The following is a 12558-nucleotide window of genomic DNA, read 5'->3' as shown; positions in this document are numbered from 1 at the left end:
TGCGTCACCCCACGAAGACAGCAGCAATCCTTAAGAGAACGCAAAGGGCGCCCTAAGATCTGCCAATGACCAGCCCTCTCCCTCATCCCAGCCAGCCACGATCGTTATTGATCGCCATGGCGATTGGGCTTGGGGGAGGTCTCTTGATTTCGGTTCCGCTGAGCCGATCACTCAACCCTAATGACATCGAGACAGGGGGCTCGATCCTCCCTATAAGCAATCCCTTCTCCGCTTGGACAGGATTCGGAGATCGGGAAGTTGTGGTGCTCGGCATGGATGCCGGTGGCGGCAACACCGATGCGATCTTCACCATTCGAGTCGAGAATGGCGAAACCAAGATCACCCAGATTCCCCGCGATAGCTACATCGACTCGAGAAGCTTCGGGCCGATGAAAGTGAACGCCCTTTATGCACGAGGAGGGCCGGAAGCTGTGCAGCAGGAACTCAGCAGGCTGATGGGCCGCCCGATCCAACATCACATCCTTGTGAACCTGGAAGGCATCCGCACCATGGGCGACCTTGTAGGGGGCGTGATGGTGGATGTGCCCAAACGTCTCTACTACCAAGACCGCTCTCAAGGGCTGTTCATTGATCTCCAACCAGGGCCTCAGCTGCTCAAGGGAAGGGATCTCGAGGGCTTCCTGCGCTGGCGCCATGACGGGGAAGGTGATTTTGGTCGACTGAAGCGTCAGCAGATGGTGCTCAGAAGTCTGTTTGCCTCTCTGAAGCGGCCAGAGAATCTGGTGCGTTTGCCCGCACTGATCACCGCCGCCGGTCGCAATCTCAAGACGGATCTCGGTCCCATGGAACTTGGTGGCCTGATCACCGCCATGGGCACCACCAACCTCGAAACCGAACGGTTGAAAGCCACACCCTTCGATCGCGATGGCATCAGCTATCTCAACACCGAGTGGCCCAGCAAAAAGAAGGGGGGAGCAGAAGCCAGCGAAGCCAGCAGCTGGCGCTATCGGGTGTTGTTCTGATCACGTCCGTTGCGGCCTGCAAAGGTGAGCACGACCAACGCGAGAATCAACGCGATTGCAGCTACCGAAGGACGCGAGGTGGCCACGGTCACTCCAAGGGCGGCGGTAAACCAAATCGAAGCGGCGCTGGTTAGACCGCGCACCTGGGCAGGTTCTCCGCGTTTGCGCGAGCTTGGCTCTTGGAGAATTTCACCAGCCCCGAGGAAGCCGACTCCGGTGGCGACCCCCTGAATGGCTCGACTGCGGCTGTCAACTTCAGCACCGGCGGCCAGCACCAGTAGACAGGCACTTAACCCCACCAGCACATGCACACGCATTCGGTGGGGGTGGTGCCGCCCAGAATGGGAACGGTTGAAACCAACGGCAACTCCGCAAACCACCGACAGACCCATCCGCCAGAGCACATCGAGATCCAGCTCTGTGGTCGTTAGCAAATCGGACGGAAACACGAGCCGCATCGACGGGTTCCCCGCACAATGGCAGCGATCAGCTTCCTTGGCGTGAACGGCAATCTGCTGCGACAGAGCCTGCGACTTGGGCTGAGTGTGCTGATCACCTGCGCGATCGCCCAGCATTTTCAGCGGATCACCTTTCTCTGGTATCCCCTGATCGCCGTGATCTTTGTGGTCGACGACCAGGACGACAACAGCCTGCGGGCCGCAAGAGGTCGCATCCTCGGCACGATGACGGGTGGACTGGTGACGTTTGTTGTTCACACAATCCTGTCGGGCTGGATCGGCATCCTGGTGAGTTTGTTGATCACCATTCCCCTGCTGAGGCGACTGGGCTGGACCAGCGGCCTGGGCACCGCCTGCACCATCACCCTGATGTTTCTGGCGATTCCCGGCTACTCGCTCCTGAACTGGCAGTACGTGTTCAACCGCAGCGTTGACACTGTGGTTGGCATCGCGGTGGCCCTACTGATGGGCCGGCTGTTCTGGCCTAAGAACCGCATCGCCCGCATGCAGGAGCTGGATGACCAGCTCAGAGCCATCCTGCTGCGGCGTCTCCAGCTGCACAGCGCAGCCCTGCAGGGACATGGACCGAAACCAGACGCAATCAAGCCGGACTCCATCACAACCATGCTGCTGGAACTGCAGCGGCTGATCAATGTTGAAGAAAGCCTTGGTGCACGCCAGGTTCTGCGCCTGCGTCGCCAACGCTGGCGCCAGCGCATGAGCCTCTGGCGCTGCCAGCAGGTGCGTTGGCTCCTGGTGGAAAGGCTGCTGGAACGCCTACACCCCGAGGAAGGCACGGTGGTGCTGCGAGAACTCGGAAGCCACCTCGACCTGAGCAGCCCGATCCGCTGGCAGCGCCTAACCATCGCCGATAGCAGCGCACTGCCATCACTTCCACAACGCATTGCCCTAGAGGAAGAGGTCACACGCTTCCGTCGTCTGATCAAGAGCCAGCAAACGCTCAATGCGGTGGTGACGTCATGAGCAACGCCGCTCGACCAGTGAAGCAACAACCCTGGCTGCTTCGATCCGATCTACGACTCGCCCTGGTCACAGGCTTGAGCGCCGGATTTGGCCTACTCAGCCCAATCCCATTTGGTTACTACCTGCCGATGACCACGGCCGCCGTGCTCAGCGGCAGCTATGGCAGCTCCATGAAGCTGGGCATTCAACGCCTGATGGGCTCCCTCATGGGGGTCTTGCTGCTTCTGATCTTCTCCCGCTGCCTCGATCTCCCACTCGCCCTTGGCCTAGGACTGGCCTTAGGCACCACACGACTCCTGGGCGGAGCTCTCGGACTCAAGGTGGGCTACAAGGTCGGCGGCAACATCATCGTGATGGGTTGGCTGGTTCACAACGATGTGGAGAGCAGTTGGGGCGCACTCCGACTCGGCTGGACGGCTGTGGGGATCGTGGTGTCGCTCTGGGCCGCACGCTGGGTCTGGCCCAGTCGCGCCATCCCAGCGTTGCATCGGCAATTCGCCGACCTGTTCGACACCTTCTCAAGTGAATTGAGCCTCGATGCCGATGTGCTCAGGCAAGACAACCCGCGACGCTTACCCATCGAGGAGCGACGTTCGCGCCGCACCCTGATGCTCAATCAACTGAATGGCCTGCGTCAGCAGCGCCAGGCAGCGCAAGTGGAGTTGGGCGGTAACCCGGAAAATCATCCGCTCCATCAGCTCTGGAGCCAGCTGGACCTGTTCGCCTCACAACTCGTCAGCGTTCACGATGGCTTCCGTGGACTTCCAGCCCCTGTGCAGTCCCCACGAGCCGTGCGAGAGCTGCACGAACAGGAGGCCCGAGTTCTCGACAATCAGATCGCAATGTTGAGCCAGCTTTCGGAGGAGCTGCGGCGCCCGTCGCTGCTCGACCGCCTTGAGCTACCGATCAGAGCTCTGCAGAACGCATTGAACACCCAACTTGGTGAAGTCCATCAACTGCGGACCGTCCTGGAGCACGCCACAGAAAGCAGCGAGGGGTTGGTGAGTGAGCAACGCCTGCGTCAGATCGTCCTGCGCGCGTCCCTACTCGGACATATGGCCATGGTCACGAAAGACGCCATCCCTGGGCTGGCCGGATCGACACCTGTCCTTGAGAAGCGATGAGCAGGTCCAAGATCGCCAGAGTCAAGCCTTCCGCGCCGACCCGCACAGGACCTGTGCTGCAGTCTTCCTTCCGTCCCTTCGGGCTGCTGCCATGCCTGGCTCTGATCTCGGCTGCGACCCCGGCCGTTGCCCAACCGGTGCAGCCACGGGCAGATGCGGTGCCACCTCTGAACACCGGCGGCAGCACGCGCCAACTGGAGCGGAGCTGGAATCAGCTCAACCGCCAGATGGAGGACCTGGATTCCATGCTGGGTCCCGCCCCTGCCCTGCAGAGCAGTGATGACCTTGAGGCGCCGAAGCTTCCCGCAAATCTGCTCGATGCCAATGCGCCGGCCTCCGGCCCGCTCACTCCAAGCGATGCTTTGCCCGATCCGCCTTTGGGCCTCCCCAAGGGCGAAGCCAAAAGCAATCCCATCAAGGCGGTGAGCCTGAAGGAGGCGATTGCGATCGCCTTTCGCAACAACCCCAACCTGCAGCTGCAACGGGATCAGATCGCGGCCCAAGCAGCGATCGTGGCTGCCGCTGCCGGCAGTTACTGGCCAACGATCAGCGTCTTCGCCAACGTCGAAGGATTTCAGAGCGGCACCACCACCTATTCGCCCTACGCAAACAACAGCTACGGGTTCGGACCGTCGTTCAACGCCCAGGGCCAATTTCCAAATGTCGCCCTCACCGAAAACGGCTCAACAGTGAGCGGCGATTCCCCAGGCCCCTTTTACGTACCGGCCGGTGGCGGACTCGGTGCTGTTGCCAACGGCGTCTCCGCCGACGCAGGGCTGCAACTCGAGTACGCGGTGATCGACTTCGCCCGCACCCCAAGAGTGCGGGCAGCCCAGGCCGTGCTCGAGCAGCAGGAGAAGGCCTACGCCAATGACCTGCGGGCCCTGCAACTGGCGGTGAGTGAGGCCTACTACGACCTCCAACGCACTGAGCAGCTGGTGCGGATCCGCGATGCCGTGGTGCGCACCGATCTGGTGGTGCTTGAAGACGTTCTCGATCTCAAACGGGCAGGCCTGGTGCCCCGCGTGGATCTTCTCCGCCGCAGTGCCGTTTTATCCGCTGATCAGGAGGATCTGATTCAGGCCATGGCAGACCGGGCTGTCGCCCGCCGTCGTCTCTGGAGTGTGCTGAACCTGCCCGCATCAGTGACCCCCAGCGCTGCTGATCCGATCAGCCTCCAACCTGCCTGGCCAATGAATCTGGAGCAAACCCTGCTGGCGGCTTACGACAACAACCCAGAACTGGAGGCGATTCTCGCGACCCGGCGGGCCCTCGCCCTCCGCCAGGACGCCACAGCCGCACAGCTGCTACCGAAGCTGAGCCTATTCGCCGCCGCCGGCGGTCTCGGATCCGTGGAACGACTGTTCAATTTCACAGTCATTGGCGGAGGCTGCTGTGGTGCCACCTTCCTGCCCCTCGAACAAGTCAGCGGCTATGAATGGTCCGTTGGACTCGCCTTCAACTGGTTGATCTTCGATGCAGGCACGACCAGCAACAGCATGAGGGCTCTCGCCCTTCGAGAACAAGCGGAGGCCCAACGGTATGCGAACACCCGCAACACCATTCGTCTGCGCTTGGAGCAGGCCTTCCTGAACCACGAAGCCAGCCTGGCCAAACTTGTGTCCGCTCGCCGCGGAGTGGGGGCCAGCAAGGAGGCCTTCCGCGACACCAAGCTTCGCTACCAGACCGGCCTGGCCAACGAAGTGGACCTTTCCGTCACCCAGGAGCGATTGGTGAACGCTCTGGTGCGGCGTCTGTTCGCCACCGTGGACGTGAACACCACCTACGCCCGCCTCCTGCGCGAGCTGCTACCGATGCCCAGCGATCCCACCCTGGCGGTGCCGACGCAACTGACCCTCGACACCTCACAGCGTCCTTGAAGACCACCAGCGCTCGATCCGGTAGCCGAACACCACAAGAAACACCACAAGCCAGAACCAAAGCTCCGGCGGATTGGCATTCATCAACACGATCAGAAGAACGATTTCAGCAATCAACCAGGGCAGTTCCTGGCGAAGCAGCGGGCGAAGGGACATCAGAGGATCAGCGAGGGGTGCCGGGTTGCCGGAGGAAGGGCAGATCCCAGAGTCTGTCAATGCGCAGTGAGCGATAGCCACCGGTGAGAGAGCGCACGCCAGGCAGGATGTAAGTGATCGGTGAGCGCCATTCCACGTAGGCAAAGGTTTCGACGGTCAAGCCATCGCGGATTGGGAACACACCACTGCCCTGGGAGAGCGTCCAGCGATAGCCGTCATCAGCGCGGGGGTCACGATCAAGACTGATCTCAGCTCGCATCACCGGCCCCTCTTTCACCAGCGCTTCGGCCAGTTGGGTGTTCCCCACCGTGGTGGTGATGTCTTCAGGAGTCGCTGGCAGGGTGAGCACGCTGCGCACCTTGCCCTCAATGCCACCAAAGCGACCGCGCTGGTTCCAGAGGGGAACCACCTCCACCGGCAGACCGAGTGGCAACCTGCGGGCATCGGCGGGGGGAAAGTAGGCGACAGCGATCAGACCGCCACCATCTTTTTTCTGAGCTTGGGCAGGGGTTGAGGAGCGACCGATCGTGCCCAACCGATCTTTGGCCTTGATGGTTTGTCCGGGAATCACTTGAAGATCGAGCACAGTTCCGGTGCGCTCTGCCGTAATCGTGCCGTCGTAGGCGATCTGAGCCTCAGTCACCTTGATCTGACGCTTGAGATCGTCGATCTGGTAATTGCGATTCAACTGTTCGGTTTCGATCGTCAGCTTGATCTGCTGGAAACCCGTGACCGCCTCTTTGCGCTGGATCTTGATGTCGTCGAGCTGCACGCTGGTGCTGGTGAGCCCCTGTTCGGCAGACACCACCGCAGAGGAGAGCGGCGCAACAACGGCGCGCTTAGCGAGCCAATTGAGGTTCTCCACCTTGCTGCCATAGGTGGCCTGCAACTGACGCAGCCGAATCTGATCATCAGCGAGTTTGGCCAGGGTGGTGTCGAGAGCAGTGCGAGCCGTTCCAATCCTCAAGGCATCGCGCTGATTGAGCTCCCTGTTCTGACGCATCAGCTGAGCAAGGTTGCCTCGCTGCTGCTCGAGCTGACGCTCCAGAACCGGCAGGTAAAGGGTCATCAACACCTGACCCTGACGCACCTTGTCACCCACTTGAACATTGACATCCAACACTTGGCCGCTGGCACGGGCATTCAGCACACCGGCGTTATCTGGATAGATAAGAACTCCCTGTCCCTTGACTTGCGTGGGGACCGGCCAGAACACCAGCCAGGCAGAGAAGAGACCACCTACAGCCAACAAGGAGGCTCCCACCTGCTGGTGGTCTGAAAGGCCGTTCCAACGGCCCCTTAAACGCTCAACCCGCGACGTGCTTGTCATGCCTTCCAGCTTGGCGGCATTCAAAGGGTGAGACCGTGCTTCAGAGGACAGTTACTGACAACGGCCTCGAGTGGATTCAGATCAGCAACGTGAAGGAGCTGATCACCCGTTCGAAGAGGTTCTGAACCTTGGGCCAGCGTTCTTCGTTGGTACTGGTGGCCAGGGTGTAGAGCCGGCCACGATCCACCACAACGGTGGCGAGTTCGTGACGATCCCGATCAGCAAGATGAACCGCGAACTCAAGGTCGTAAAAGGTGCGGCCGGAGGCGTCCCGTTCCCGAGCCTCCACCAGATCAGCTTCACGGCCACTTCCCTCTGGTGCAATCACATCCCGACGCAGACGCTCTCCGACGGCCACGGCGCTGCCCAACTGCGAGAGATCGTCGTCTCCATCCACTTCCGACACCACCAGGCTGACAGTCTCATCGCTGTTAATGAGGTCGTGAAAGACCACCTGGGGACCGTTGCTGACCGAGACCCGCGTCCAGCCCGTGGGATAGAGAAAGGCATAACGACCATCTGGGCTCTGAAAGGAATTAAGACCAGCGGTGGATCCAGAACAAGCGGTCAGCGTCAGTGCACAGAGAACCGCCAGGAGGGCACGCCAGGTCTTGGACAAGTTCAAGCGCACAACGGGAACAGCTCAGCTGGAGACATTCTGCCTCTGGGCAGCGTGCCTAGATTCCTGGCACTTGCGGCAGACCCCTGAGCGGCTTTACCCGACCGCTGGCCCGGTTGATCGATCAGTTCGAGCGGCTGCCCGGGATCGGTCCCCGCACCGCCCAGCGCCTGGCCCTGCATCTGCTGCGCCAACCGGAGGAGCAGATTCAAAGCTTTGCCGAAGCCCTGCTCGCGGCCCGGAGCCAGGTCGGCCAGTGCCAGACCTGCTTTCATCTCAGCGCCGACACAAGCTGCGAAATCTGCCGCAACCCAGAACGCAGCACAGGTCTCCTCTGCGTCGTCGCCGACTCTCGAGACCTGCTCGCCCTGGAGCGCACCAGGGAATACGCGGGCCGCTATCACGTGTTGGGCGGCTTGATCTCACCCATGGACGGGATCGGGCCGGAGATGCTTCAGGTGAGCAGCCTGGTGCAGCGGGTGGAAAACGAAGCGATTCGCGAGGTCATCCTCGCCCTCACACCAAGCGTGGAGGGGGACACCACAAGCCTCTATCTGGCCCGCTTACTACGACCCTTCACTCTGGTCAGCCGCATCGCCTACGGCCTGCCGGTTGGGAGCGAACTGGAATACGCCGATGATGTGACCCTCAGCCGGGCTCTGGAAGGCCGTCGAGAAGTGGTGTGAGCAAAACCACCCGTTACAGCAGCATTCGGCCCCAGCAGCGGCTCCCCCAATGGCTTCGAAGGCCAGTGGGCAATGTCAGCGCCCTGGAAGCCGTACAGGGTGTGGTGAAGCAGGGAGCACTGCACACGATCTGCGAGGAGGGGCGTTGCCCGAACCGTGCCGAGTGCTACGCAGCTGGTACGGCCACCTTTCTGCTGGGTGGGGCGATCTGCACCCGAAGCTGTGCCTTCTGTCAGGTGGAGAAGGGGCGTGCCCCCATGCCGGTCGATGCCGGCGAAGCCGAACGGGTCGCGGATGCGGTCGAGCAGATGGGGCTGCGCTACGTGGTGCTCACAGCCGTCGCCCGCGACGACCTCAACGATCACGGTGCCAGCCTGTTCACGGCAACCATGGCTGCGATCCGTCAGCGCAACCCTCTGATCGCCATCGAGGTCCTCACTCCCGATTTCTGGGGGGGCCACCGGAACGAAGAGGAGGGGCTGAGAGCCCAGCGTGAGCGACTGCACACCGTTCTGGCTGCATCACCGGTCTGTTTCAACCACAACCTGGAAACGGTGGAGCGACTTCAAGGGGAGGTTCGGCGGGGAGCCACGTACACCCGCTCGCTGGGTCTCCTTGCCGCGGCCCGCGAGCAAGCACCTGAGATTCCAACCAAAAGCGGTCTGATGCTCGGCCTGGGGGAAGACCGCGCGGAAGTCATCGCAACTCTGGAGGATCTGCGCAGCGTCGACTGTCAGCGACTGACCCTCGGGCAGTATTTGCGACCATCCCTGGCCCACATGCCAGTGGAGCGTTACTGGCAACCATCAGAGTTCGAAGAGCTGGCCGTGATCGCTAAGGCGATGGGCTTTCGCCAGGTTCGCAGTGGCCCCCTCGTGCGCAGCAGTTATCACGCCGCCGACTGACGCCACCGACGGATCGCTCGCCTCTGCACCTCCTCGCAGTCACCCACCATCAGAGCGCCGGCACCACCCCAGACCATGCGCAACGGCAGATCCCAGGCCGCTGCATTCAACTCTCGGGCCGTACGAAATCCGCGGCTCTGGAAATAACGCACCAAGCGTCGATGTTGTCGCTCGTCATCTCGGATCGCCAGCAGACGTGCCCGACGACAGGGGGTGGTCTCAAGGGCCCAGGCCATGACGGCAGCCCAGATCAGATCCCCGGTGCCTAAAGGGGCATCAGGACTCACTCGCATCGTGTCGAGCTGAAGACCCGAAGACGCCCCATAGGCCCACCCCTTCAGTTCACCGAACAGCTGAAGTCGCTGCTCCCCTAAGGGCCTGGCCACCACCAGCCGCAAACTCCACAAGCCCAGGGGACGTCTCACCTGCAAACGCAGCAGCAGGTCCCTTTGACGGGACTCAAGCTCCAACTGATTCAGCATCGGTTCATCACACATCGACAGGCTCAGAGATCAGCCCCCTGCTCCACCGGTTGCACCCGCTTCACGGCTGAACAGGGCAGGGGGCCATAGAGATGAGGAAAGAGCTCACCGGTCACGATCGCATCAGCCCGCAGGGGAGCCTTCACGAGAGCCGGATCGATTTCCAGCAGCAGCACAGCCTCCGCGTCCGCGTAGTAACGCCGATAGGTGCTGGCCAGCTGTTCACGCCAGGAACAATGGATGAACCCCACCTCCTCCAACGTGAGTCCCCGGGTGGAGATGCGGTAAGTGCCGCAGGCCTGGGCTGCGGTCCAGTCCTCTAACAAGGCGAGATGAAACAGAGGTTGATCGCCCGGCACAGGGATGGCATCAGCAGGGAATAGGGGCTGCAAGCCGCCTGGGCTCCAGGGATCGGCCCGTTGCATTAGCCGTTCGAACGCAGGGGCCTGCACCAATCGCTTCAGCCAGTCCCGTAATGGCGCCAGGGCAGGCTCGGCATCGAAGCGCTCTGGATCGGCAATGCGCCACTGCCGCACGAAGGGCCAAAGCGCCCCATCGGCAAGGGACGGTTGGTGATCGAGCAACCAACCACCCTGCGCAACCTGATCACTCCAACGGCACAGGATGGTGAGACCGGCATGGTGATGATCCTGCTGCCGCTCCCCGGGATACCGGTCGGCGTACTTGTATCGATCGAGATGGTGCTTAAAGGGTCCGTCGTTGCACGCGAGGAGGGCCGCAATCTGCTCTTGAGCACTTCGATCACCAACCCGCAGCAGGTTGCGCGGATCCGACTGTTCCAGAGCCCAACGCATCAGATCCAGGCTCTGTTCGAGCACAGTGCCATCGGCAAGCACCAGGACTGGCACCGTGCCCTTGGCAGAGGCCACGAGCATTGCTGAGGGCTTGGCCTTGAGTTCAACCTCACGCCAGGAGACCAGCAACCCCGCCTCCAGCAAGGCCCAGCGAGCCCGCATCGCATAGGGACAACGTCGGAAGCTGTAGAGGATCGGGAGATCGCTCATCGCGCTGTTTGCTGTTGGTCACGCTCTTGGCGCTGACGAATCTGGCGCTGGCGTTCGGAGAAGCGAGCCCGATCGGCATCGCTGAAGCGATCAACACAATGCAGGCACTGCACTCCCGGCACGTAGGTCTCCAACGCCCGCTGGGCAGGGGTCAGCGGCAGCCCACAGGCATGGCAGAGACGATGCACACCCGGCTCGAGCCGATGGTTCAGGGCCACCCTCTGATCGAACACAAAGCATTCACCACGCCAACGACTCTGGGCCTCCGGAACCTTTTCGAGGTAATTGAGAATGCCGCCGCGCAGATGATGCACAGTTCCGAACCCCTGTTGCTGCAGGTAGCCACTCGCTTTCTCGCAACGGATTCCTCCGGTACAGAACATGGCGATGCGCTTGGGAACCTGCACCTCAGTGCGGGGTCGTAGTTCCCGTTCCACCCAGTCGGGGAAGTCCCGAAAGCTCTCTGTACCCGGATCGATCGCCCCCTCGAAGCTGCCGATGGCCACTTCGTAGTGATTACGGGTGTCGATCACCAGTGTTTCGGGATCATCAATCAGAGCATTCCAATCCTCAGGCTCCACATAGACACCCACACTGCGGCGGGGGTCCACTTCAGGACATCCCAGCGTGACGATTTCCTTTTTGCGACGGGCACGAAAACGACGAAAGACCTGGCTGTCACTCCAGCTGCGCTTCACATCCAAACGCGCATAAGGTTGCTCTTCGAGCGTCAACGTCTGACGCAAGACCTCCAGCAGGCTCTCCACTCCCTGCTCAGGACCACTGATGGTGCCATTCACCCCCTCCGTGGCGATCAGCACCGAGCCGAGCACGTCCCCCTTCGCGGCCAACCGGGGAAGCTCCTCGAGCAAACACTCCCGCTCTGCCTCAGGCAGAGGCGTGAAGGAATAGAAGGCGGCCACCAAAAGCGACGGCGCCATCAGGCCGCCAGCTCCTGCCAACTGACCTGGACTCCAGCCGCGGCCAGCAATGAACGGTCGGCCTCCACCTGAGGATTGGAGGTGGTGAGCAGAGTCTCGCCATAGAAGATCGAATCAGCCCCTGCCAGGAGACAAAGAATCTGAGCTTCACGATTCATCTGCTCCCGTCCAGCACTGAGGCGGACACGGCTCTGGGGCATCAGGATGCGTGCAGTCGCCACCATCCGCACAAGCTCAAGCGGATCAACCGGCTCCCGCTCTTCGAGCGGCGTGCCTTCCACCGCCACCAGCGCGTTGATCGGAACACTCTCGGGGTGTGGATTCATCCCAGCCAGCACCTGAAGCATGGAGGCGCGATCGCGCTGGCTTTCACCCATGCCGATGATGCCTCCACAGCACAGGGTCACCCCAGCCCTGCGCACCCGCTGGAGGGTCTCAAGCCGTTCCTGGTAGCTGCGCGTGGTGATGATCTGGTCGTAATGCTCGGGACTGGTGTCCAAGTTGTGGTTGTAGGCCGTCAACCCTGCCTCGGCGAGGCGTTCAGCCTGATGATCTGTGAGCATTCCGGCGGTGACGCAGGCTTCAAGGCCCAGTTCACGCACGCCGCGCACCATCGAAAGCATTGCTTCGAAGGGGGCACCCTCGCGGATTTCCCGCCAGGCCCAGCCCATACAAAAGCGATCGGCCCCTGCCGCCTTGGCAGCACGCGCCCTCTCCAGCACAGGCTCCACATCCAGCTCAGGCTGGCCCGTGACATCACTGCTGTGATGCATGGACTGAGGACAGTAGGCACAGTCCTCTTCGCAGCCCCCGGTTTTCACACTCAGAAGGGAAGCCAGCTGGACCTGATAACCGGGATTGGCGGAGCGATGGACAGCCTGGGCCTGCCAGAGCAAATCCATCAGTGGCTGATCCAGAAGTGCCTGAATCTCCTCGACGCTCCAGTCATGGCGAGGGGTTGTGGGCTCATTCATCAACGCCATCT

General features: G+C 61.6%; 14 protein-coding genes. 6 read left to right on the top strand and 8 right to left on the bottom strand.

Going from position 1 to position 12558, the window contains the following annotated elements:
• The first annotated feature begins 65 nt into the window (after positions 1 to 65).
• Positions 66 to 983, top strand: coding sequence for an LCP family protein (locus tag CWE17_RS11005; protein WP_131457179.1), 918 nt, complete (start codon positions 66 to 68; stop codon positions 981 to 983).
• On the opposite strand, the gene CWE17_RS11000 is transcribed toward CWE17_RS11005, so the two are convergent.
• Complete coding sequence (locus CWE17_RS11000) at positions 965 to 1441, bottom strand: MgtC/SapB family protein (RefSeq protein ID WP_131457177.1); 477 nt, start codon at positions 1439 to 1441, stop codon at positions 965 to 967. The two genes, CWE17_RS11005 and CWE17_RS11000, sit on opposite strands and share 19 nt — an antisense overlap.
• Positions 1442 to 1459: 18 nt before the next feature.
• Between CWE17_RS11000 and CWE17_RS10995 the strand changes: the two genes are divergently transcribed.
• From CWE17_RS10995 to CWE17_RS10985, 3 genes are read left to right on the top strand one after another with little or no spacing between them, the layout of a single operon-like run.
• Positions 1460 to 2425, top strand: coding sequence for an aromatic acid exporter family protein (locus tag CWE17_RS10995; RefSeq protein ID WP_131457175.1), 966 nt, complete (start codon positions 1460 to 1462; stop codon positions 2423 to 2425).
• A complete protein-coding gene (locus CWE17_RS10990; RefSeq protein ID WP_131457173.1) occupies positions 2422 to 3549 on the top strand; it encodes an FUSC family protein in 1128 nt (375 codons plus the stop codon). Before CWE17_RS10995 ends, CWE17_RS10990 begins: the two co-directional genes overlap by 4 nt.
• Positions 3546 to 5429, top strand: coding sequence for a TolC family protein (locus tag CWE17_RS10985; RefSeq protein WP_131457171.1), 1884 nt, complete (start codon positions 3546 to 3548; stop codon positions 5427 to 5429). The genes CWE17_RS10990 and CWE17_RS10985 overlap by 4 nt, the downstream gene beginning before the upstream one ends.
• Here the strand turns inward: CWE17_RS10985 and CWE17_RS12285 are convergent.
• The 3 genes from CWE17_RS12285 to psbP form a co-directional block, all read right to left on the bottom strand.
• Positions 5415 to 5585: a hypothetical protein gene (locus tag CWE17_RS12285; RefSeq protein ID WP_164498765.1), complete on the bottom strand. Its 171-nt coding sequence runs from the start codon at positions 5583 to 5585 to the stop codon at positions 5415 to 5417. The genes CWE17_RS10985 and CWE17_RS12285 overlap by 15 nt on opposite strands.
• Before the next feature lie 7 nt (positions 5586 to 5592).
• Complete coding sequence (locus CWE17_RS10980) at positions 5593 to 6915, bottom strand: NHLP bacteriocin system secretion protein (RefSeq protein WP_131457169.1); 1323 nt, start codon at positions 6913 to 6915, stop codon at positions 5593 to 5595.
• Positions 6916 to 6991: 76 nt separating this feature from the next.
• Positions 6992 to 7534 carry a photosystem II reaction center PsbP gene (psbP, locus tag CWE17_RS10975; protein ID WP_370318308.1) on the bottom strand — a complete coding sequence of 181 codons (543 nt, stop codon included), beginning with the start codon at positions 7532 to 7534 and terminating at the stop codon, positions 6992 to 6994.
• 107 nt (positions 7535 to 7641) lie between these two features.
• On the opposite strand from psbP, the gene recR reads away from it, so the two are divergent.
• Together recR and lipA are read left to right on the top strand one after the other, a co-directional pair.
• Positions 7642 to 8220 (top strand): recombination mediator RecR, encoded by a 579-nt coding sequence (recR, locus tag CWE17_RS10970; RefSeq protein ID WP_185190957.1) that lies wholly within the window; start codon positions 7642 to 7644, stop codon positions 8218 to 8220.
• The gene (lipA, locus tag CWE17_RS10965; RefSeq protein ID WP_131457163.1) at positions 8217 to 9125 is read left to right on the top strand and encodes a lipoyl synthase; all 909 of its coding nucleotides are present in this window, start codon (positions 8217 to 8219) and stop codon (positions 9123 to 9125) included. The genes recR and lipA overlap by 4 nt, the downstream gene beginning before the upstream one ends.
• Here lipA and CWE17_RS10960 read toward each other — a convergent pair.
• The 4 genes from CWE17_RS10960 to bioB are packed head-to-tail and all read right to left on the bottom strand — an operon-like array spanning position 9110 to position 12547.
• Positions 9110 to 9607, bottom strand: a complete 498-nt coding sequence (locus CWE17_RS10960) for a hypothetical protein (protein WP_131457497.1) — start codon at positions 9605 to 9607, stop codon at positions 9110 to 9112. The two genes, lipA and CWE17_RS10960, sit on opposite strands and share 16 nt — an antisense overlap.
• A gap of 23 nt (positions 9608 to 9630) precedes the next feature.
• The gene (locus tag CWE17_RS10955) at positions 9631 to 10632 is read right to left on the bottom strand and encodes a DUF952 domain-containing protein (protein ID WP_131457161.1); all 1002 of its coding nucleotides are present in this window, start codon (positions 10630 to 10632) and stop codon (positions 9631 to 9633) included.
• Complete coding sequence (locus CWE17_RS10950) at positions 10629 to 11573, bottom strand: rhodanese-related sulfurtransferase (protein ID WP_131457159.1); 945 nt, start codon at positions 11571 to 11573, stop codon at positions 10629 to 10631. The genes CWE17_RS10955 and CWE17_RS10950 overlap by 4 nt, the downstream gene beginning before the upstream one ends.
• Positions 11573 to 12547 carry a biotin synthase BioB gene (gene bioB / locus CWE17_RS10945; RefSeq protein ID WP_131457495.1) on the bottom strand — a complete coding sequence of 325 codons (975 nt, stop codon included), beginning with the start codon at positions 12545 to 12547 and terminating at the stop codon, positions 11573 to 11575. The genes CWE17_RS10950 and bioB overlap by 1 nt, the downstream gene beginning before the upstream one ends.
• Between the last annotated feature and the right edge of the window lie 11 nt (positions 12548 to 12558).

The sequence above is a fragment of the Synechococcus sp. BS56D genome, from assembly GCF_004332405.1.
In the GTDB taxonomy this organism is placed as follows: Bacteria; Cyanobacteriota; Cyanobacteriia; order PCC-6307; family Cyanobiaceae; genus Synechococcus_C.
The sequence above is the reverse complement of the archived record's forward strand: the minus strand, read 5'-3'. Positions and strand labels throughout refer to the sequence as shown.